The organism is Rhodanobacter sp. FW106-HT46G03 (assembly GCF_058789895.1).
This window is the reverse complement of sequence record NZ_JBYTCC010000001.1, coordinates 1,717,487-1,737,049: the sequence shown is the minus strand read 5'-3', so window position 1 is coordinate 1,737,049 and position 19,563 is coordinate 1,717,487. Positions and strand designations below refer to the sequence as shown.

Genomic DNA, 19,563 nt, shown 5'->3' with positions numbered 1-19,563 from the left:
CACACGCGGAACGTCAACACCTTTCGCAAAAAAACTTTAGATCCGCCGTACAACCTAATGATGCAGCACGGCTTTGCTGATTGAGCAACCAACCAACCTGCGCTGGTACCGCCGCTACGCTCGCGGCCAGCGCATGCAGATGGCCGTCTAGACGGCTGCAACTCAGTGCGAAAGATCACCGCGATTCTGTGCTGCCGGGTCGCCCACCTTGCCGACGGAGTTGTCTGCCCCGCCCTTCGGTGGAGGCGGCGGTGGTGGCGTCGAGCCACTCGTGGCGTCGCGATTCCAATCGGCCGGCGGGCCGGGGTCGCGGCCAGCCATGATTTCACCGATCTGGTGCGCGTCGATGGTTTCGTACTGCAACAGTGCCTGCGCCATCGCGTGCAATTTGTCGAGGTTGTCGGTCAGCAGCTGGGTGCTGCGTTGATAGGCGCGATCGAGGATCTCACGCACCACCTCGTCGATCTTGCGTGCGGTCTCGTTGGACACGTTCTTGTGCTGGGTCACCGAACGCCCGAGGAAGACTTCATCCTCTTCTTCGCCGTAAGTGATCGGGCCGAGCTCGTCGGACAGGCCCCACTTGGTGACCATGTTGCGTGCCATCTTGGTGGCGCGCTCGATGTCGTTGGAGGCGCCGGTGGTGACCTTGTCGGCGCCGAAGATCAGCTCCTCGGCCACGCGGCCGCCATATAGCGAACACAGCTGCGATTCGATCGCAACCTTGTTCATGCTGTACTTGTCGCCTTCCGGCAGATACATGGTGACGCCGAGCGCACGGCCACGCGGAATGATCGTGACCTTGTAGACCGGATCGTGCTCGGGCATCAACCGGCCGACGATGGCATGGCCGGACTCGTGGTAGGCGGTGAGCTTTTTCTCATCCTCGCTCATCGCCATCGAGCGCCGTTCGGTGCCCATCAGGATCTTGTCCTTGGCCTTTTCCAAGTGAACCATGCGCACTTCGCGCGCGTTCTCGCGGGCCGCGAACAGTGCCGCCTCGTTCACGAGGTTGGCGAGGTCGGCGCCGGAAAAGCCCGGCGTACCACGCGCAATGGTCATCGCGTCGACGTCGCTCGACAGCGGCACCTTGCGCATGTGCACTTTGAGAATCTGCTCACGCCCCTTGACGTCCGGCAGGCCGACGACGACCTGGCGGTCGAAACGACCTGGACGCAGCAAGGCCGGGTCGAGCACGTCGGGCCGGTTGGTGGCGGCAATCACGATGATGCCTTCCGTCCCTTCGAAGCCGTCCATCTCGACCAGCAACTGGTTGAGTGTCTGCTCGCGCTCATCGTGCCCGCCACCCAGGCCCGCACCACGGTGGCGGCCGACCGCATCGATTTCGTCGATGAAGATGATGCACGGCGCATGTTTCTTGGCCTGCTCGAACATGTCGCGCACGCGGCTGGCGCCCACGCCGACAAACATCTCGACGAAATCCGAACCGGAAATCGAGAAGAACGGCACCTTGGCCTCGCCGGCGATGGCCTTCGCCAACAGCGTCTTGCCGGTTCCCGGCGGGCCAACCATCAACACCCCACGCGGGATCTTGCCGCCAAGCTTCTGGAACTTGGACGGGTCGCGCAGGAATTCGACCAGCTCGCCGACCTCCTCCTTGGCCTCGTCGCAACCGGCCACGTCATTGAAGTTGACCTTGATCTGGTCTTCGCCCTGCAGTTTCGCGCGCGATCGGCCGAAGCTCATCGCCCCGCGGCCACCGCCGCCGGACTGCATCTGGCGCATGAACCAGATGAACACGCCGACGATCAGCAGCACCGGCAGCCAGCTCACCAAGAGCCCGAGCAGCGAGAAGCCCTCAGCCGGATCCTGACGCACTTCGACGCCCTTGTCCTGCATCTGCTTTACCACCTGATTGGTGGAAAAACCGAGCATTGGCGCCACCGTACGGTAGCCCGAACCATCCTTCAGCTTGCCGCTGATGGTCGGCGGCGAATCGGCGCTGATGACGGCGCTGGACACATTGCCGTTGTCCACGCTCTGCACGAAGCTCGAATACGCCATGTTGGAGGAACCGCCGGCGCGCGGGCTGAAGCTCTGGAACACGGTGAACAACACCACCGCGATGATGACCCAGAGCAACACGTTTTTTGCGGTTTCGTTCATGCGTGGTTCTCGCCCGTTGGCTTGGCTGCCGGTCGGTGTCCGGTTGCCAGCGCGTACACCTCCCGCGAACGCGCGCGGGAGGCCTTTGGTTTACGCATCGTCACGCGAGCAAAACTCGCGCGCAAGCTGCGCACGTAATCGTCGAAGCCGGCGCCCTGAAACAACTTGATCAGGAACGCGCCGCCCGGTTGCAGCCACTGCCGGGAAAAATCCAGTGCCAGCTCGGCCAGATCCATCGCGCGGAACTGGTCGGCCATCACCACACCACTCATATTGGGCGCCATGTCGGATAGCACAAGGTCGACCTTGCGCCCATCCAGGCGTGATTCCAGCTCACGCAACACGCTTTCCTCGCGAAAATCACCTTCGAGGAAATCCACACCGGCAATGCCCTGCATCGGCAGAATGTCCAAGGCGAACACGCGGCCATCGTCGCCCAGCCGCTGGCGTACCAGCTGCGACCAGCCGCCAGGCGCCGCACCGAGATCGACGACGGTCATGCCGGGTTTCAGCAGCTGGTCACGATCGATCAGCTCTTCCAGTTTGTAGATCGCCCGCGAGCGCGCGCCCTCGGCCTGGGCTTTCTTGACGTAAACGTCGTTGAAATGTTCGCGCAGCCAGCCGGCGCTGCTCTTGCTGCGGGCCATGGACTGCCATCGCTACGGGGGAACGGGATGCCATGATACCCTTGACTGTCGACGACTCGCGAACGAATGCTTCCGCATGGCCCTTTCTTCCACCCAAATCCGCTACTTGCGCAGCCTCGCCCACGGCTTGTCGCCGGTGATTTTGCTTGGCAACAAAGGCGCCAGCACGGCGGTGGTGAAAGAGCTCGGCCTGGCGCTGGAGACCCACGAGCTGGTCAAGGTAAAGCTCTCCGGCGGCGACAAGGATGCACGCCAGACACAGCTGGCAACCCTGCTGCAAGGCACGGGTGCCGAAGAGATTCAACAGATCGGCCACGTGGCGATCGTGTTTCGCCGCAACGCCGATGAACCGAAGATTGCGTTGCCACGCTGATGGAACTCTCGCTCGAACGTCCCGATGGTTACCTGTTCGTCCGCCGTGTCGCCGCACGCGGGGTAACGCTGATCGACCGCGAACTGACCGACAGCTTCGTGCTCGCGCCCGATCACGTCGAAGAACACTGGCCGGTGCACGAGGTTGCCGCACTGGGTGATACGCACATTGCCGGGCTGCTGGCGATGCAGCCCGAAGTGGTGCTGTTGGGCACCGGCGTGCAGCAGGTGTTTCCACCTGCCGAGTTCAGCGCGGAATTCCTGCGCAAGGGCGTCGGCATCGAAATCATGAACAACGCCGCGGCCGCGCGCACCTATAACCTCTTGGCGAGCGAAGGCCGTCACGTGATCGCGGCCTTCATGTTGCCCGTCGACTGAGTCGGGTTCAGCGCGCCGGCAGGTAGCTGAGCGGATCGACCGGATTGCCGTCCTTGCGGATCTGGAATCCCAACTCCACGCGGGCAGCGCCACTCGACCCCATCCGCGCAATCTCCTGCCCGGCGGTTACGCGCTGTCCCTCTTTCACCAGCCGTTTGCTGTTGTGCCCGTAGGCCGACAGCAAGCTGTCGTTGTGCTTGATGATGACCAGCTCACCGTAGCCGACCAGGCCGTTGCCGCTGTACACCACCACGCCATCCGCCGCTGCGCGCACCGGGTCGCCGGCCTTGCCGGCAATTTCGATACCCGGTATGGCGTCCCCAGGCGTGAAACGCGTAATGACCTCGCCGCTCGCCGGCCAGCGCCAAGTCACACCCCCTGCACTGCGCGAACTGCCGCCGGCAACGGCGGGCGCGGGCGCCGGCGGCGGCGTTGTCGGCTTGGGCTCACCCGCGACCGGAACCACGGTGGTCGGTTCTGATGCTGGCGGCGTTGCACGCGCAGCAACCGTCGAGGTTGGCGCCGCCGCCGTTGCTGTCGGACGCGATGCAGATGCTGCGGTTGCCGCCGGGGCGCCTTGCGCCGGAGTCGCCTTGGTCGGCGCCGGAGCGGGTACGGTTTCAAACACTGGTGCCGCAGGCGCCGTCGGCGCGGAAGACGTCGCCGCGGCTACTGCGTTCGATGCCGTTGCGCGGTTTGCGGCAGCATGCGCACCACTGGGCAAAGGCCCGAGCCGAAGCTGCTGTCCCGGCCAGATGGTGTACGGCGCAGCGATGTTGTTCCACTTGGCAAGGTCGCGAAAATCGACGCCTTTGCGGAACGCGATCGCATACAGCGTGTCGCCTTTTGCCACCTGGTAGGTATCGCCTGGCGTGGCAGCGTGGACAACCGTCGTTGTGGCTGCCCCGCCGCTGGCCGGTTCGACCACGACCGTGCTGCATGCCGCGAGAGCGCATGCCATCACCATCGCAGCAAGCCACGCATAGTGTCGATTCATGCGCGAAAGCATAACGAGAGGCCGCCCGGTTTTCATGCCGTCAATGGCCCCAGATCCACCAAACCAGGAGCGCACCGAGCAATGCCAACACGGCCCAGCCGATCCACTCGATGTAGTCGCGCAGCAGCCGCTCCGCACGCTCACCGAACAACCAGATGAGCAACGCCAGCAGCCACACCCGCTTGCCGCGGCCAATGGCGATGCAGCCAAGGAACGGCAATATCGGCACCCCGACGATGCCGGATGCCCAGGTGACGACCTTCATCGGCACCACCGGCTGCAAGGCGGCCAGGATCAGCACGCCGAACAGGCCCCACGGGTGCTCGACCATCTGCGTCCGCAAACTCGCCACGCCCTGCTCGATCGGCGCAAGCAAATGCAAGGTGTCGAGCAGCGGCTTGAGCGCCGTGAACGCCCAATAGCCCAAGGCATATCCCACCAGTGAACCCAGCAGTGAAAACAGCAGGCTGACGTTGGCGTAGAAAAACGCACGCTGGCGCTTGGCCAGCATCATCGGCGCGAGCATCACTTCCGGCATCACCGGAAAAATGAACGCTTCGACAAAGCTCAGGCCGCTCAGGTAGTACAGCGCGCGTGGGTGGCGCGCCCACGTGAGCGCGTGTGCGTACAACTTGCCGAACAACTGCATGAAGCGGGTTTCCTGTGGGGTGCTCAGCCAATACCGCCGAGCAGCGGCACGAAGCTCACCGGACCGAGTTCTTCCTGCGCGAAATCGCCCTGGCCGTCGCCGCGCAAACGCAGCAGCGTTTGGCTGCTGGGCGAGCCAACCGGGGCGACCAGCACGCCGGTCGGGCTGAGCTGTTCGAGGATGCGGGTGGGAATGGTGTCGCCAGCCGCGGTAAGGATGATTGCGTCGAACGGCGCCTCGTCGGCCCAGCCAAGCTTGCCGTCATCGTAACGGGAACGGATGTTGGTGAGACCAAGCTGGCGAAAACGACGCCGCGCCTGGCGCAGCAGCTCCTCGATCCGCTCGACCGTATACACCTGCGCCATCAGTGCGGCGAGGATCACCGTTTGGTAGCCAGAGCCGGTACCGATTTCGAGCACCCGCCCGGGCCTTTCGCCGCGGGCATCGAAATGCTCGAGCAGTGCCTCGGTCATGCGTGCCACCACCCACGGCTGGGAAATCGTCTGCCCCTGCCCGATCGGCAGCGCGGTGTTCTCGTAGGCGCGCGCATGCAGCGCCTGGTCGATGAAATGATGGCGCGGCGTGTTGCGCATGACGTCGATGACGCGTGCATCGCGAATGCCGCTTTCCCGCAACTGCGCCGCCAGCCGATCGCGCGCACGTTGCGAGGTCAGACCTTCGCCCTTCAAGGCGGACGGTGGCAGCGGATGGATGTTCATCATCATGTGACCCGATCCGCCCGTGTCGCCATGTCTGCGGTCAGCGACTGCATCCAACTGCTGACTTTCTCCAGCGCCTGAAAGCGCGTGAGGTCGACATGGATCGGGGTCACCGACACGTAGCCGCGCCGTACCGCGTTGAAATCGGTGCCGGGACCATCGTCATCCACCTCGCCAACCGGGCCGATCCACCAGATCGGGTTGCCGCGCGGATCGGTGCGCGCAATGCACGGTGCGGCGCGATGGCGGCGCCCGAGCCGGGTCACTTCAAAACCGTGGATCTCGGCCCACGGCCGATCGGGCACATTGACATTGAGAATGGTGTCGGCTGGCAGCGGATCGACCACCAGGCGGCGCGTCAGCAACAGCACCGCCTTGGCCGCCGATTCGAAATGCTCGCCGCGGTGATCGCTGCTCACCAGCGAGATCGCAATGGCTGGCAGGCCGAGAAAGCGGCCTTCCATCGCCGCCGAAACCGTGCCGGAATAGATCACGTCGTCGCCCAGGTTGGCGGCGTTGTTGATGCCGGAAACCACGATGTCGGGTTCCCGATCGAGCAAACCCGACAGGGCGAGATGCACACAATCGGTTGGCGTACCGGCCACGCGATAGCGGCCATCGTCCAGCCGCGAGACGCGCACCGGCAGATCGAGCGTCAACGAATTGCTGGCGCCGGAGCGGTCGCGATCGGGCGCCACCACGATGACTTCGCCCAGTTCGGCCAGCCGCGCGGCAAGCACGTGGATGCCTTTCGCATCAACTCCGTCGTCGTTGCTGACCAATACCCGCATGCTGCTCCGCTTGAATCGCGTGACCGCGCCGCCAAATGGCGCCCCTGAACGCCCGAGTTTACCCGAGCGCGGTGCGGGTTTCACGAACGCAGTGCACGCCGGGAATGCCTGCCGGGCTTCGGCCCGAACGGCTTCCACGTGATTTCCCCGGCTCGAACTTTTAGCATCGAACCATGAAGCGCCGCGCGCCGCCGAAGGTGACCGATGCCGATGCCCGCCTGTTTCGCGCGGCGATCGGCGCGGTGCGCCGGATCGAAACCGAAGCCGTGCCGCACCCGCCGCCGCGGCCGGCTCCGCGGCCGCGCATGCTCGAAGCCGATGAAGCTGCCGTGCCGGGCGAGCTGCTCGACCTGAGCTTCGATCTGGCCGCGATCGAGATCGGCGAGGAACTGGGCTATCTGCGCGATGGCTACCCGCCAAAAGTGCTGCGCGCATTGAAACGCGGGCAATACAGCGTGCAGGACGAGATCGATCTGCACCACATGAACGTCGCCGCCGCGCAAGCGTCGATCGCTGCGTTCCTTGCCGAAGCCCACGCTGCCGGCACGCACTGCGTGCGCATCATCCACGGCAAGGGGCTGCGCTCGAAAGCCGCCGGCCCGGTGCTGAAAGCGCTGACCGATCGCCTGCTGCGGCGACGCAACGACGTCATCGCGTTCGCCTCGGCGCGGCCCGCGCAGGGCGGCACCGGTGCAGTCATTGTGTTGCTACGCTCGGACTGACTTCCCGGCAGCGCCGAGCCGCCGCACTGCCACGACAACGAGGATCTTCCATGCGCCCACTCGGCCAGCGTTTCCTGGTGATCTACACCGGCGTGCTTACCGCCGTCTTCGCCGTCACCGTCCTGGGCGGCGGCGCGACGAGCACGAAACTCGACACCCTGGACGTGCAACGCATCAACATCGTCGAACCAGACGGTACGCTGCGCATGGTGATCTCCGACCACGCACACCTGCCGGGCATCATCGTGAAAGGCCACGAACACGCCTTCGACCGCCCGCAGGCGGGCCTGTTGTTCTACAACGACGAGGGTTCGGAGACTGGCGGCCTGATCTTCGGTGGGCATCGCAACGCCAAAGGCGAGGTGGTGGATTCCGGTGGCAGCCTGTCGTTCGACCGCTACAACGCCAACCAGATCGTCCAGTTGCTCGGGGTGGACGATCATGAGGACCGCATGGCCGGCCTCGCCGTATCGGACAGCCAGGAGAACGGGCAAGGACACCGGCGAATCTGGGTCGGGCGTGACGGCGATGGCGTCGCCAGGCTCGCCCTGATGGACGGCGCGGGGCATCCGCGACTGCTGCTGGAAGTACCCGACACCGGCACGCCGAGCATGGCTTTTCTCGATAGCGACGGCAAGGTCATGCAGCGCATCGCGCCGATGGCCGGTTCAAATAGGGGTCGATGAGGCCAGTTCGCGCACTACCACCGTCGCGTACGCGCCGGCTGGCAGTTCGAAGGAGAGTTCGAGCGCAGCGTCGGCAAGCCAGCGCCAGTGCAACGCCTTCGGCAACAGGCGCAATGGGCGGCGCTCCTGATCCATGCGGGCGGCAGCAATGCCCTCGGTGAGATCCGCATGGGCGGCCGCGACTTCGCGCTCGAGTGCACCAGCCTCGCCCGTGGCAGGCGGCTCGCCCTGCCCCCACAGCGGGCCGGAAGGATGGATGTCACCTTCGGCCAGGCGCCGTTGCAGTTCCGCGGTGAACCGCTCCGGGCCGAACCACGAGCGCGAGCCGGCGAGCGACCAGATTTCGCCGTCGAGCGGCGCGTCCCAGCTGCCTGCTTCGACCCGGCGCGCCAGGACGGCATTGAAGATCTGCGAACGCGCGGCCGACAACAGGAACCCGCGCTTGCTGCGTTCGACCCGGCGCCCGGCGAACATGGCGCGCGCCGCCACAAGGTTGCCGCCCTCGCGCCCAAACCGCTGCTCGCCGAAATAGTTGGGCACGCCGCGCTGGGCGATCTCGCCGAGGACGGCCTCGGCGCGCGCGTGGTCGCCCTGCACCTCCCGCAACACCAGCACGAAACGGTTGCCGCGCAAGGCGCCGCGCTTCAGTTTGCGACTGTGGCGGGTGGCGGCCAGCACCTTCACCTCAGGGTGCGGGAACGCCGCCCAGTCAGGGTCGGGTTTGCCGGCCAGCTGCACCGAAAAGGTCTGCCGGGTTACAGCGTGGCGATCCTTCAGCCCGGCATAACCGACGGCCACTGGCGGTACGCCGGCGAAGCGCGCCAGTTCGCGCGCTACCCAGTCGGTGTTGGTGTCGCGTTTTTCCACCCACAGCAAGGCATGCTCGCCATGGCCGTCGGCGTCGTAGCCGAGGATTTCCTCAACCTGGAAATCCTCCGGCGTGCTGCGCAAGTGCGCACGCAGCGGCGGCATGCCGCAGGCAAACGGAAGTTCGGTTTCGCTCATGATCGTTCCCGGTGTCAGGCGGGCTTACGCCTTCCTGGCCAACAAAAAACCGGCATAGGCGAGGTCGTCCGGCGATACCACCCGGATGTTGTCGGCCGCCCCTTCGACCAGCAGCGGACGAAAGCCGGCGATCTCCATCGCCATCGCCTCGTCGCTGACCGTCCAGCCGCGATTGGCGACGGCCTGCATCACGCGGGTCAGCTCACCGCGGCGGAACATCTGCGGGGTGAGCGCAAGCCAGCGGCGGTCGAGCCGCTCGGTGAGCTCGCTGCAGCGCTGGTCGTTGGCGCACTTGAGCATGTCGCGCAGCGGCAGGGCCAGCAGGCCGCCACCGGCCGGCGCGGCCTCGGTGATCAATCGCTCAATGTCGGCGCCACGCACGTACGGGCGCAGCGGATCGTGCACCAACACGAAGTCGCGCTCGCCGACCGCCTCCGGCAAGGCGCGCAACCCGGCCAGCACGGCATCACAGCGCGAAAAGCCGCCATCGGTGGTCAGCACCGGCTTGCCGTGCAGGTGATCAACCGCCAACCCGTGTGCGTCGTTGCGATCCAATGCCACCATCAGGCCCGCCACCCGCGGGTGCGCTGCGAGACAGCCGAGCGTCTGTTCGACCACCGTGCTGCCGCCAAGCGGCAGGCGGGTGGGCGGAAGGTCGCTGCCCAGCGGCACCACCTGTCCGGCTGTCGGCACCACGCACCACACGGTTTCCACACTCACTGTTGCGGCGCCCCCGGGCGCACCGGCGGGGGCAGCGGCAAGGTGCTGCTGGCGCCCGCAGGTTGATTGTCGATCTGGTAGAAGGTTTCGCCGGACTTGATGAGACCGAGCCCGGTACGTGCGCGCGCTTCGATCGCCTGGTCGCCGTGCTTCAAGTCGGCGACGTCGGCGGCCAGCGCCTGGTTGCGTTGCTGCAGGCGGGTATTCTCGTCGACCTGCTTCTTGATCGACACCCGCATTGCATCGACCTCGTGCATGCCGCCGTGCGCGGACCACAGTTTCATCTGCAGTCCGATCAGGAGGGCAAGCAACAACAGCGCGACCCAACGCAGCATGGACAGCGGCGATCAGCCGGGCAGACGGGCAAGACTGACAAACGCCTTGCGCCCGGCAAAATGCGCCTCGGCGCCCAGCGCCTCCTCGATGCGCAGCAGCTGGTTGTACTTGGCGATGCGGTCGGTGCGGCTGAGCGAACCGGTCTTGATCTGCGTCGCCGTCGTGGCCACCGCGATGTCGGCAATGGTGGTGTCCTCGGTTTCGCCCGAGCGGTGCGACACGATCGCGGCGTACCTGGCCGCGTGCGCCATGGCAATGGCTTCGAGCGTCTCCGACAGGGTGCCGATCTGGTTGACTTTGATGAGGATGGCGTTGGCAATGTGGTGGTCGATGCCCTGCTTGAAGATGGTCGGGTTGGTGACGAAGAGATCGTCGCCCACCAACTGCACCTGATTGCCCAGGCGCTCGGTGATCAGTTTCCAGCCGGCCTGGTCGCCTTCGGCCAGACCGTCCTCGATGCTGACGATCGGGTACTTCGCGCACCAGCCCGCATACAGCTCGACCATGCCGGCGGCGTCGAGCTTGCGGTTCTCGGCGGTGAGGTCGTACACGCCATCGGCATAGAACTCGGACGAGGCCGGATCGAGCGCGATCCAGAATTGCTTGCCCGGCGTATAACCCGCCGCAGTGACTGCTTCGAGGATGATCTCGATGGCTTCCTCATGCGTGCGCAGCGCTGGCGCAAAGCCGCCTTCGTCGCCCACCGCGGTGTTGAAGCCGTGTTTTTTCAGGCGCGCCTTGAGCGCGTGGAAAACCTCGGCGCCGGCGCGCAGCGCTTCGGCAAAGCGCTCAAAGCCGGCCGGCACGATCATGAATTCCTGCATGTCCAGCGGGTTGTCGGCATGCACGCCGCCGTTGATGACGTTCATCATCGGCGTCGGCAGCGCGCCGGGCTTGCCGGTGGTGCCGTTGATGCCGGCGAGGTATTGCCACAACGGCTGCTTGCGCTGCGCAGCCACCGCATGCGCGGCCGCCATCGACACGCCGAGCAGTGCGTTGGCGCCCAGCTTGCCCTTGTTCGGCGTGCCGTCAAGCTGGATCAGCTTCGCATCGAGGCCACCCTGGTTGGCCGCATCGAAGCCCTTGAGCGTACTGGCAATCGCGCCGTTGATGTGCTCCACCGCATGGCGCACGCCCTTGCCGCCGTAGCGGGATTTGTCGCCGTCGCGCAGCTCCACCGCCTCGCGGGTGCCGGTGGAAGCACCGCTCGGCACCGCGGCACGGCCGAAGCTGCCGTCGGCCAGCGTGATCTCGGCTTCCAGCGTGGGGTTGCCGCGCGAGTCGAGGATTTCACGGGCGTGGATGCGGGCGATGTCGGTACTCATGCGGCAGTAATCCTCAACGGGCAGGGAAAAGTGGCGGCGAACCGTCACAGGGAATTTTCGAGAAAGCCGTGGCGCTTGGTCACCGCGTCGAGTTCCATCAGGGTTTCCAGCAGGGCTTCCATCTTGCCGAGCGGCCACGCGTTCGGCCCATCGGAAAGCGCCTTGGCCGGATTCGGGTGGGTTTCGGCAAACAGGCCGGCCACGCCGGCAGCCACCGCCGCACGCGCCAACACCGGAATGAACTCGCGCTGGCCACCCGAGCTGGCGCCCTGCCCGCCCGGCAACTGCACCGAATGGGTGGCGTCGAACACCACCGGGCAGCCGGTTGCGCGCATCGCGGACAGCGAACGCATGTCCGAAACCAGGTTGTTGTAGCCGAAGCTCGCGCCGCGCTCGCACACCATGATCTGGTCGTTGCCGGCCGCCTTGGCCTTGGCCACTACGTGCTGCATGTCCCACGGCGCCAGAAACTGGCCCTTCTTGATGTTCACCGGACGCCCGGCGCGCGCAACCTTCTGGATGAAATCGGTCTGCCGGCACAAAAACGCCGGCGTCTGCAGCACGTCGACCACCGCGGCCACCTCGTCGAACGGGGTGTACTCGTGCACATCGGTCAGCACCGGCACGCCGACCTGGCGCTTGACCTCGCCCAAAATGCGCAGCCCCTCGGCCATGCCCAGCCCGCGGAAGCTCGTGCCGGAGGAACGGTTGGCCTTGTCGAAGCTCGACTTGAAGATGAAGCGAATGCCCAGCCGCGTGGTGATTTCCTTGAGCGTGCCGGCGGTATCCACCTGCAGCTGCTCGGATTCGATCACGCACGGGCCGGCAATCAGAAACAGCGGATGGTCAAGCCCGACCTCGAAGCCGCACAGCTTCATGCAACGCGCTCCTGCGCCAGTTTCGCGCCGTCGCGCACGCTGCGGTACTCGCGTGCGGCACGCACGAAACCGATGAACAACGGGTGCCCATCGCGCGGCGTGGAGGTGAACTCGGGGTGCGCCTGGCAACACAGGTACCACGGGTGCTGGTTGCGCGGCAGCTCGATCATCTCGACCAGCAGATCGTCCATCGACTTGCCGGCGATCACCAAGCCGAGATCCTCGAACATCTGCCGGTAGCGGTTGTTGAACTCGTAGCGGTGGCGATGGCGCTCGCGCACCACGTCCTTGCCATACAACTCGCGCGCCAAGGTGCCGGCTTTCAGGCGGCACTCCTGCGAGCCCAGGCGCATGGTGCCGCCCAGATCGGATTGTTCGTCGCGCGTCTCGACCTCGCCGGAAGCCGTGCGCCATTCGGTGATGAGGCCGATGACGGGGTTCGCGGTATTGCGCTCGTTTTCGCTGGAATCGGCGTCCTTGAGGCCAGCCACGTGACGGGCGAAATCGACCACCGCCGCGTGCATGCCATAGCAGATGCCGAAATACGGCACGCCATTCTCGCGCGCGTATTTGGACGACAGCACCTTGCCCTCGAAACCCCGCTTGCCGAAACCGCCCGGCACCAGGATGGCGTCGACGCCGCCAAGCACCTTTTCGGCGCCTTCGGCCTCGACCTGCTCGGAATCGATCCAGCGCAGGTTGACCCGCGTGCGCTGCTTGATGCCGCCGTGGCGCAAGGCCTCGCCGAGCGACTTGTAGGCATCCTTGTGCTCGACGTACTTGCCGACGATGGCAATGGTGACCTCGTCCTTGGGATGCACTGCCGCATCCACCGTGCTTTCCCACGCGGACAAGTCGGCCGGTTTGGCATCCAGCCCGAGGCGGCGCACCACGATGTCGTCCAGGCCCTGCTGATGCAGCCAGATCGGCATCTTGTAGATGACGTCGACATCGACCGCGCTGATGACGGCCTCTTCCGGCACATTGGTGAACAACGCGATCTTGCGCCGCTCCGCCTCCGGCAACGGCTGCTCGCTGCGGCACAGGAGCACGTCGGGCTGGATGCCGATCGAGCGCAGTTCCTTCACCGAATGCTGCGTGGGCTTGGTCTTGATCTCGCCCGCCGCCTTGATGAACGGCACCAGCGTCAGGTGCATGAACAGGCATTTGGACGGGCCGTGCTCGATGCGCAACTGGCGGATCGCCTCCAGAAACGGCAGCGATTCGATGTCGCCCACGGTGCCGCCGATCTCGACCAGCGCCACGTCGTGGCCGCGCGTGGCCTCGTGGATGCAATGCTTGATCTCGTCGGTAATGTGCGGAATCACCTGCACGGTGGCGCCGAGGTAGTCGCCGCGCCGCTCCTTGCGGATCACGCTTTCGTAGATCTTGCCGGTGGTGATCGAATTCTTGCCACCGAGCCGGGTGTGGACGAAACGCTCGTAGTGGCCCAGGTCGAGATCGGTCTCCGCACCGTCGTCGGTGACGTATACCTCGCCGTGCTGGAACGGGCTCATCGTGCCCGGATCGACGTTGATATAGGGATCGAGCTTCATCAGCGTGACCGACAGGCCACGCGCTTCGAGGATGGAGGCCAGCGACGCCGCGGCGATGCCCTTGCCTAGCGAGGACACGACACCGCCGGTGACGAAAATCAGGGGAGTCATGGAATGCAGCCGTGCTGGAAATACGTATTCTAGCGAGAGTTCGCCCACGCGGCGAGGTTCGCCGGCGCGCTCCGATGCGCACGCTTCAGGCATGGCGTTGCTGGCCTGCCTGCTACCATGCCGCGCATGAATACGCCGATCCCTGCGCGCATTGTGGCCTTGCGCGCGGCCATGCACGAACATGGCATTGCCGCCCTCGTCGTCCCCAGCGCCGATCCGCACCTCTCCGAATACCTGCCTGCCCGCTGGCAGGCGCGCGCCTGGTTCTCCGGGTTTGACGGCTCCGCCGGCACCCTGATCGTCACCGCCGACCGCGCCGGCGTATGGACCGATTCGCGCTATTTCTCGCAGGCCGAACGGCAACTGGCCGGCAGCGGCATCACGCTGATGAAACTGCGCGTACCGCACACGCCGGAGCACCTTGACTGGCTTGCCAGCCAGCTGCACGAAGGCGACACGCTCGCGGTGGCAGGTGACTGCGTCTCGCTCGCCACGTTGCGCAACATGGACGCGCACTTCGTGCGCCACGGCGTGCGCATCCGCACCGACCTCGACCTGCCCGGCATGGCCTGGACCGGGCGTCCGCCCTTGCCGTCGCAGCCGGTGTTCGAGCTTGACCCGGCGCATGCCGGCACGCCGCGGGCGGAAAAGCTCGACCGCCTGCGCACCCTGATGCGCGCCAACGGGGTCACCCACCATCTGGTTTCCAGCCTCGACGACATCGCCTGGCTCACCAACCTGCGCGGCAGCGATGTCGACTGCAACCCGGTATTTCTCGCCCATCTGCTGGTCGCCAGCGACGGGCCGAGCGTCTTGTTCGCCGAACGCATGAAGTTTGACGATGCCCTGCTCGCGGCGCTCTCCGCCGATGGCATCAACGTGGCCGGCTACGCCGAAGTGACCCGTGCCGTCGCGCAGCTGGGCGCCGGTGCCACCCTGCTGTACGACCCGGCGCACGTGGTCTGCACGGTGAGCAACAGCATCCCGGCCCAGACCAAACGGGTCGAGGCAGCCAACCCGAGCACTGCGTTCAAGGCAGTGAAAACCGCCACCGAGCTCGACCACGTGCGCGAAGTGATGCGTCGCGATGGCGCCGCGCTGGCCCATGCGTTCCGCGACATCGAAGCCCGACTCGTGGCCGGCGAAGCGCTCACCGAGCTGGACGTGGATCGCATCGTGCACGCCGCACGTGCCGCGCAACCCGAATTCGTCAGTGAAAGCTTCGAGACGATTGCCGGTTACCAGGCCAACGGCGCCCTGCCGCACTACCGTGCCACACCCGAGCTGCACACGGCGCTGCAAGCCAGGGGCCTGCTGCTGATCGATTCGGGCGGCCAGTATCTCGGCGGCACCACCGACATCACCCGCGTACTGGCCATGGGCGACACTACGCCCGAGCAGCGCCGCGACGCCACGCTGGTGCTCAAGGGCATGATCAACCTGAGCCGTGCGCGGTTTCCGCAGGGCGCCAGCGGCCCGCAGCTCGATGCGCTCGCACGTGCGCCGCTGTGGGCCAGCGGCTGCAATTACGGCCACGGCACCGGCCATGGCGTGGGCTATTTCTTGAACGTGCACGAAGGCCCGCAGTCGATCCGCCCTCCGGTGGAAGGTGCACCGCTGGTGCCACTCGAGGCGGGCATGATCACCTCGATCGAGCCGGGCCTGTACAAGCCGGGCCGGCACGGCATCCGGCATGAAAACCTTGCCGTAGTGGTGGCCGCCGACCATACCGAGTTCGGCGATTTCCTCGCCTTCGAAACGCTGACGATGTGCCCGTTCGACCGCCGCATCCTCGAGCCGTCCCTGCTCAGCCCCGATGAGCGCGGGTGGCTCGACGACTACCACGCCACCGTGCGCGCCGCGCTCGCGCCGCTCCTGACCGGCGCCGACCTGGCCTGGCTCGAATGGCATTGCGCCCCGCTGTAAACCTTCCTGCGTCCCTTTTGGAATCGAAGCATCCAGCATGAGCAGCCGCTACAACGCCGCCGATATTGAAGTTCTCTCTGGTCTCGACCCGGTCAAGCGCCGGCCGGGCATGTACACCGACACCACCCGCCCCAACCACATGGTGCAGGAGGTGGTCGACAACTCGGTCGACGAAGCGCTCGCCGGTTATGCGAAGACGATCGAGGTCGTGTTGCACACCGACGGTTCCGCCGAAGTGAGCGACGATGGCCGCGGCATGCCGGTGGACATCCACCCGGAGGAGCACATCCCCGGCGTCGAATTGATCCTCACCCGGCTGCATGCGGGCGGCAAGTTCAGCGGCAAGAACTACAACTTTTCCGGCGGCCTGCACGGTGTCGGCGTGTCGGTGGTGAACGCGCTGTCGCAACGGCTGGAAGTGACCATCCAGCGCGACGGCAACGAATACCGCATGGCGTTCGAAAACGGCGACCGCGCCAGCGAGCTGGAAATTATCGGTTCGGCGCCCAAGCGCAAGACCGGCACCACGGTGCGCTTCTGGGCCGACCCCAAGTATTTCGATTCGCCGAAGATCTCGCTCGGCAAGCTCAAGCACCTGCTGCGCGCCAAGGCCGTGCTGTGCGCGGGGCTCACGGTGAAGCTCACCGACGAGGCCAGCGGCGAGCATGAGGAATGGTTTTACGAGGATGGCCTCAAGGATTACCTGCGCGGCGAGCTGGACGGCAGCACGGCGATTCCGGCCGATCTCTTCGTGCACCACGTGGCGCGCGACACCGAGGGCATGGACGTGGCGCTCGCCTGGCTGCCGGAAGGCGAGCTGGTGCAGGAAAGCTACGTCAACCTGATCCCCACTTTGCAAGGCGGCACCCACGTCAACGGCCTGCGCTCCGGGTTGACCAACGCCATCCGCGAGTTCTGCGACATCCGCAACCTCTTGCCGCGCGGCGTGAAGCTCGCGCCCGAGGACATCTGGGAGCGCATCTGCTTCGTGCTCAGCGCGCGCCTGCTCGACCCGCAGTTTGCCGGACAGACGAAAGAGCGTTTGTCGTCACGCCACGCCGCGGCGATGGTCGAGAACGTCATCCACGACGTCTTCAGCCTGTGGCTCAACCAGAACGTGGACGACGGCGAGCGCATTGCGCAGCTGGCGATCGAACGCGCGACCGCGCGGCTCAAGGCCGCCAAGCACGTGGTGCGCAAGAAGATCACCCAGGGCCCTGCCCTGCCCGGCAAGCTCGCCGACTGCACGTCGACCGATCTGGCGCGCACCGAGCTGTTCCTGGTCGAAGGCGACTCCGCCGGCGGCAGCGCCAAGCAGGCGCGCGACAAGGAGTTCCAGGCGATCCTGCCGCTGCGCGGCAAGATCCTCAACACCTGGGAGGTGGAATCCAACTCGGTGCTCGCCTCCGAAGAGGTACACAACCTCGCGGTGGCGATTGGTTGCGATCCCGGCACCGACGACCTGTCCGGCCTGCGCTACGGCAAGATCATCGTGCTGGCCGATGCCGACTCCGACGGCCTGCACATCGCCACCTTGCTCAGCGCGCTGTTCCTGCGCCACTTCCCGCACTTGGTGAGCGAGGGCCACGTGTTCGTGGCAATGCCGCCGCTGTTCCGCGTCGACGTCGGCAAGCAGGTGTTCTACTGCCTGGACGAAGCGGAAAAGCAGGCCATGCTGCAAAAGGTGGAGCGCGAAAAAATGCGCGGCGCGGTCACCGTCACCCGCTTCAAGGGGCTGGGCGAAATGAATCCGCCGCAGCTGCGTGAATCGACCATCCACCCGGATACCCGCCGCCTCGTGCAACTCACGATCGAAGCCGACGATGGCACCGCCAAGGTGATGGATCTGCTGCTGGCGAAAAAGCGCTCCGGCGACCGCAAGACCTGGCTCGAAGAGAAAGGCGACCTTGCCACCCTGGAGGTGTGACCGCTCCCGCCCCGGACTTCAGGAAACGCGGCCGAACAGGCGGTCCCAGAACGACGGCTTGGCCGGCTCATCGGCAGGCGGCGGCTGGTAACCCGGCTGCATGGCGGCGCAATCGGCAAGAAACGGCGCCGTGCGCGCCGCGGCCACCGCAGGGGAAAGCTGGAAGCCGAGCCGTACCGGGCTGCCGGTCACTTCGATCCAGGCCCCGAACGACAGTGTGTGCAGCAACGTCGCCAGCTCCGCAAACGGCAGCTCGCGAGTGAACACCAGCGCGCTGCCATCGACCTGCGGCAGCGCCCCCGCACGCTTCTCCAGCGCCTGCCGGTCGATCTCGAAATAGGCATACATGGCCCGCGCCGCCACATGCGTAGCCTGCTGGTAACCAACGCTGTAATGCGCAGTCACCGCCACTTGCTGCGGCGCGCACTGCAGGGTGATGCGGTTCTGGCCGCCCTTGACCGTCTGCGAGAGCACCAGCTCCGGGCTGGCGGGCGAGGGGTGGTAGGTGGCTTCCAATGCCTGCCGGCCGTTGTTGGCCACCAGCCACGGGGCCATTTCGTTGGCATCCCACCACACGGTGCCGTGGTCGGACGCGGTCAACACGTGCGCGAACCACTCGGCGCGCACATCCATCGCCTCCAGGTAATCGAGCCGGCCCTTCGGACTGGGTTCGCCGGTTACCGTCGTTGCCGCATCCGGCAACGCATCATCATGCAGGCCGATACGGTCACGCCCGCTCGGTGCCCAGCGATACACGCCGCCCAGGTAGGCATAGGCACACGCATCCAGGCAGGTGGCTGGCAGCGCCGGCTGCGTACGTCGATTCGATGCGCGCCAGGCCCCGACGTGGGTATTGACCCGGGCCTGGCGAAACAGCCGGCCCAGCTCCATGCCGGCGCTGATGTCGCCCGCGGTGGAATCCAGATAGACGTCCGAACCGGCGGATACCTTGCCCGATGCCAGCAGCGCGCCGATCTGGTCCACGGCATCGTCGTTGAAGGTGCCGGCGACATAGATTTGCGGCGCCTTGGCCAATTGCAGCGTCATGCGATCGCTGCGCACATGGATGGTGACGGCCGCCGGACTGGCAGCGAGCGCGGCCGGACATGCGCCGGCCAGCGCGAGGGCCAGCGCATGGCGCCAGCGGAAATGCGGGTGCGGGGACTCGGGCAAGAGGGGTTCCGGTACGGACGAAAACCATGAGTGTCCCGCATGCACGCCAGCGTTGCCTGAATACGCCGGCAAATCGCACGCTTCGCCTCAACGCAACTGGCTGTCCTTGCTGCCGCGCCGGTTGTAGAGGTTGGCTGCGTGTTCCGCGTCGCGCGCCTCCTGGCAGGCCACGCACAGGCGCACGCCCGGCACCGCCTGGCGCCGCGCCTCGGGAATCGGTGCGTCGCACTCTTCGCAGCGCAAGCGCCCCGGCCCGCGCGCGATCTGCCGACGTGCGCGCTGCACGCCGTCGGCCACGGTGGCATCGATTTGATCCTGCACGGCGCCATCGCCGGCCCAGCCGGTAGCCATGAAAACCTCCGCCACAACCTTGCTGTTGGCAACTATGTGGCCAGTATGCGTAGATTTCCATCGTCGGTTGATTCCGGTCGCCGCTGACCCATATCACCAAACGCCGCCCGCCTGGCCTTAAGATGGACGGCTGAATTGCCTGCAACGCATCGCTTCGCAGGTGCCGCCGC

20 protein-coding genes are annotated in these 19,563 nt (G+C 65.9%); 6 read left to right on the top strand and 14 right to left on the bottom strand.

What is annotated here, in order from left to right; all coding sequences use genetic code 11:
* Positions 1–162 precede the first annotated feature (162 nt).
* Together ftsH and rlmE are read right to left on the bottom strand one after the other, a co-directional pair.
* Positions 163–2,124 carry an ATP-dependent zinc metalloprotease FtsH gene (gene ftsH, locus AC3WP6_RS07360; RefSeq protein ID WP_492627130.1) on the bottom strand — a complete coding sequence of 654 codons (1,962 nt, stop codon included), beginning with the start codon at positions 2,122–2,124 and terminating at the stop codon, positions 163–165.
* Positions 2,121–2,771, bottom strand: coding sequence for a 23S rRNA (uridine(2552)-2'-O)-methyltransferase RlmE (rlmE, locus tag AC3WP6_RS07355; RefSeq protein WP_492627129.1), 651 nt, complete (start codon positions 2,769–2,771; stop codon positions 2,121–2,123). Before rlmE ends, ftsH begins: the two co-directional genes overlap by 4 nt.
* Positions 2,772–2,847: 76 nt before the next feature.
* Between rlmE and AC3WP6_RS07350 the strand changes: the two genes are divergently transcribed.
* Together AC3WP6_RS07350 and AC3WP6_RS07345 are read left to right on the top strand one after the other, a co-directional pair.
* Positions 2,848–3,144, top strand: coding sequence for a YhbY family RNA-binding protein (locus tag AC3WP6_RS07350; RefSeq protein WP_492627128.1), 297 nt, complete (start codon positions 2,848–2,850; stop codon positions 3,142–3,144).
* On the top strand, positions 3,144–3,521 hold the full coding sequence (locus AC3WP6_RS07345; RefSeq protein WP_492627127.1) for an Mth938-like domain-containing protein: 378 nt from the start codon (positions 3,144–3,146) through the stop codon (positions 3,519–3,521). Before AC3WP6_RS07350 ends, AC3WP6_RS07345 begins: the two co-directional genes overlap by 1 nt.
* Before the next feature lie 7 nt (positions 3,522–3,528).
* Here the strand turns inward: AC3WP6_RS07345 and AC3WP6_RS07340 are convergent, their stop codons facing one another.
* The 4 genes from AC3WP6_RS07340 to surE all read right to left on the bottom strand — a co-directional run bounded on the left by AC3WP6_RS07340 (position 3,529) and on the right by surE (position 6,677).
* Complete coding sequence (locus tag AC3WP6_RS07340) at positions 3,529–3,894, bottom strand: murein hydrolase activator EnvC family protein (protein ID WP_492627126.1); 366 nt, start codon at positions 3,892–3,894, stop codon at positions 3,529–3,531.
* A 664-nt stretch (positions 3,895–4,558) separates the two neighbouring features.
* A complete protein-coding gene (locus AC3WP6_RS07335) occupies positions 4,559–5,167 on the bottom strand; it encodes a YqaA family protein (RefSeq protein WP_492627125.1) in 609 nt (202 codons plus the stop codon).
* Between the two features lie 23 nt (positions 5,168–5,190).
* A complete protein-coding gene (locus AC3WP6_RS07330; protein WP_492628654.1) occupies positions 5,191–5,886 on the bottom strand; it encodes a protein-L-isoaspartate(D-aspartate) O-methyltransferase in 696 nt (231 codons plus the stop codon).
* A gap of 2 nt (positions 5,887–5,888) precedes the next feature.
* Positions 5,889–6,677 carry a 5'/3'-nucleotidase SurE gene (surE, locus tag AC3WP6_RS07325; RefSeq protein ID WP_492627124.1) on the bottom strand — a complete coding sequence of 263 codons (789 nt, stop codon included), beginning with the start codon at positions 6,675–6,677 and terminating at the stop codon, positions 5,889–5,891.
* Between the two features lie 173 nt (positions 6,678–6,850).
* Between surE and AC3WP6_RS07320 the strand changes: the two genes are divergently transcribed.
* Positions 6,851–7,399 carry a Smr/MutS family protein gene (locus tag AC3WP6_RS07320; protein WP_492627123.1) on the top strand — a complete coding sequence of 183 codons (549 nt, stop codon included), beginning with the start codon at positions 6,851–6,853 and terminating at the stop codon, positions 7,397–7,399.
* A gap of 50 nt (positions 7,400–7,449) precedes the next feature.
* Positions 7,450–8,085 carry a hypothetical protein gene (locus tag AC3WP6_RS07315; protein ID WP_492627122.1) on the top strand — a complete coding sequence of 212 codons (636 nt, stop codon included), beginning with the start codon at positions 7,450–7,452 and terminating at the stop codon, positions 8,083–8,085.
* Here AC3WP6_RS07315 and truD read toward each other — a convergent pair.
* The 6 genes from truD to pyrG are packed head-to-tail and all read right to left on the bottom strand — an operon-like array spanning position 8,068 to position 14,016.
* Positions 8,068–9,090, bottom strand: a complete 1,023-nt coding sequence (gene truD, locus AC3WP6_RS07310; RefSeq protein ID WP_492627121.1) for a tRNA pseudouridine(13) synthase TruD — start codon at positions 9,088–9,090, stop codon at positions 8,068–8,070. The genes AC3WP6_RS07315 and truD overlap by 18 nt on opposite strands.
* Positions 9,091–9,114: 24 nt before the next feature.
* Positions 9,115–9,810: an IspD/TarI family cytidylyltransferase gene (locus AC3WP6_RS07305; protein ID WP_492627120.1), complete on the bottom strand. Its 696-nt coding sequence runs from the start codon at positions 9,808–9,810 to the stop codon at positions 9,115–9,117.
* Positions 9,807–10,145: a cell division protein FtsB gene (gene ftsB, locus AC3WP6_RS07300; RefSeq protein ID WP_492627119.1), complete on the bottom strand. Its 339-nt coding sequence runs from the start codon at positions 10,143–10,145 to the stop codon at positions 9,807–9,809. The genes AC3WP6_RS07305 and ftsB overlap by 4 nt, the downstream gene beginning before the upstream one ends.
* 12 nt (positions 10,146–10,157) lie before the next feature.
* A complete protein-coding gene (gene eno / locus AC3WP6_RS07295; protein ID WP_492627118.1) occupies positions 10,158–11,471 on the bottom strand; it encodes a phosphopyruvate hydratase in 1,314 nt (437 codons plus the stop codon).
* Between the two features lie 44 nt (positions 11,472–11,515).
* Positions 11,516–12,349, bottom strand: coding sequence for a 3-deoxy-8-phosphooctulonate synthase (kdsA, locus tag AC3WP6_RS07290; RefSeq protein WP_492627117.1), 834 nt, complete (start codon positions 12,347–12,349; stop codon positions 11,516–11,518).
* Entirely contained in the window at positions 12,346–14,016 is a 1,671-nt protein-coding gene (pyrG, locus tag AC3WP6_RS07285) for a CTP synthase (protein WP_492627116.1), read from the bottom strand. The genes kdsA and pyrG overlap by 4 nt, the downstream gene beginning before the upstream one ends.
* A gap of 126 nt (positions 14,017–14,142) precedes the next feature.
* On the opposite strand from pyrG, the gene AC3WP6_RS07280 reads away from it, so the two are divergent.
* Positions 14,143–15,942: an aminopeptidase P family protein gene (locus AC3WP6_RS07280; protein ID WP_492627115.1), complete on the top strand. Its 1,800-nt coding sequence runs from the start codon at positions 14,143–14,145 to the stop codon at positions 15,940–15,942.
* Between the two features lie 37 nt (positions 15,943–15,979).
* Positions 15,980–17,869, top strand: coding sequence for a DNA topoisomerase IV subunit B (gene parE / locus AC3WP6_RS07275; RefSeq protein WP_492627114.1), 1,890 nt, complete (start codon positions 15,980–15,982; stop codon positions 17,867–17,869).
* Between the two features lie 18 nt (positions 17,870–17,887).
* On the opposite strand, the gene AC3WP6_RS07270 is transcribed toward parE, so the two are convergent.
* Positions 17,888–19,042 carry a hypothetical protein gene (locus AC3WP6_RS07270; RefSeq protein ID WP_492627113.1) on the bottom strand — a complete coding sequence of 385 codons (1,155 nt, stop codon included), beginning with the start codon at positions 19,040–19,042 and terminating at the stop codon, positions 17,888–17,890.
* 87 nt (positions 19,043–19,129) lie between these two features.
* Entirely contained in the window at positions 19,130–19,393 is a 264-nt protein-coding gene (locus tag AC3WP6_RS07265) for a DksA/TraR family C4-type zinc finger protein (RefSeq protein ID WP_492627112.1), read from the bottom strand.
* Positions 19,394–19,563: the final 170 nt, after the last annotated feature.

Bases quoted from the DNA above. Each gene is read 5' to 3' on its own strand.
- ftsH (WP_492627130.1), bottom strand. From the start codon at position 2,124: ATGAACGAAACCGCAAAAAACGTGTTGCTCTGGGTCATCATCGCGGTG.
- rlmE (WP_492627129.1), bottom strand. From the start codon at position 2,771: ATGGCCCGCAGCAAGAGCAGCGCCGGCTGGCTGCGCGAACATTTCAAC.
- AC3WP6_RS07350 (WP_492627128.1), top strand. From the start codon at position 2,848: ATGGCCCTTTCTTCCACCCAAATCCGCTACTTGCGCAGCCTCGCCCAC.
- AC3WP6_RS07345 (WP_492627127.1), top strand. From the start codon at position 3,144: ATGGAACTCTCGCTCGAACGTCCCGATGGTTACCTGTTCGTCCGCCGT.
- AC3WP6_RS07335 (WP_492627125.1), bottom strand. From the start codon at position 5,167: ATGCAGTTGTTCGGCAAGTTGTACGCACACGCGCTCACGTGGGCGCGC.
- AC3WP6_RS07330 (WP_492628654.1), bottom strand. From the start codon at position 5,886: ATGAACATCCATCCGCTGCCACCGTCCGCCTTGAAGGGCGAAGGTCTG.
- surE (WP_492627124.1), bottom strand. From the start codon at position 6,677: ATGCGGGTATTGGTCAGCAACGACGACGGAGTTGATGCGAAAGGCATC.
- AC3WP6_RS07320 (WP_492627123.1), top strand. From the start codon at position 6,851: ATGAAGCGCCGCGCGCCGCCGAAGGTGACCGATGCCGATGCCCGCCTG.
- AC3WP6_RS07315 (WP_492627122.1), top strand. From the start codon at position 7,450: ATGCGCCCACTCGGCCAGCGTTTCCTGGTGATCTACACCGGCGTGCTT.
- truD (WP_492627121.1), bottom strand. From the start codon at position 9,090: ATGAGCGAAACCGAACTTCCGTTTGCCTGCGGCATGCCGCCGCTGCGT.
- ftsB (WP_492627119.1), bottom strand. From the start codon at position 10,145: ATGCTGCGTTGGGTCGCGCTGTTGTTGCTTGCCCTCCTGATCGGACTG.
- eno (WP_492627118.1), bottom strand. From the start codon at position 11,471: ATGAGTACCGACATCGCCCGCATCCACGCCCGTGAAATCCTCGACTCG.
- kdsA (WP_492627117.1), bottom strand. From the start codon at position 12,349: ATGAAGCTGTGCGGCTTCGAGGTCGGGCTTGACCATCCGCTGTTTCTG.
- pyrG (WP_492627116.1), bottom strand. From the start codon at position 14,016: ATGACTCCCCTGATTTTCGTCACCGGCGGTGTCGTGTCCTCGCTAGGC.
- AC3WP6_RS07280 (WP_492627115.1), top strand. From the start codon at position 14,143: ATGAATACGCCGATCCCTGCGCGCATTGTGGCCTTGCGCGCGGCCATG.
- parE (WP_492627114.1), top strand. From the start codon at position 15,980: ATGAGCAGCCGCTACAACGCCGCCGATATTGAAGTTCTCTCTGGTCTC.
- AC3WP6_RS07265 (WP_492627112.1), bottom strand. From the start codon at position 19,393: ATGGCTACCGGCTGGGCCGGCGATGGCGCCGTGCAGGATCAAATCGAT.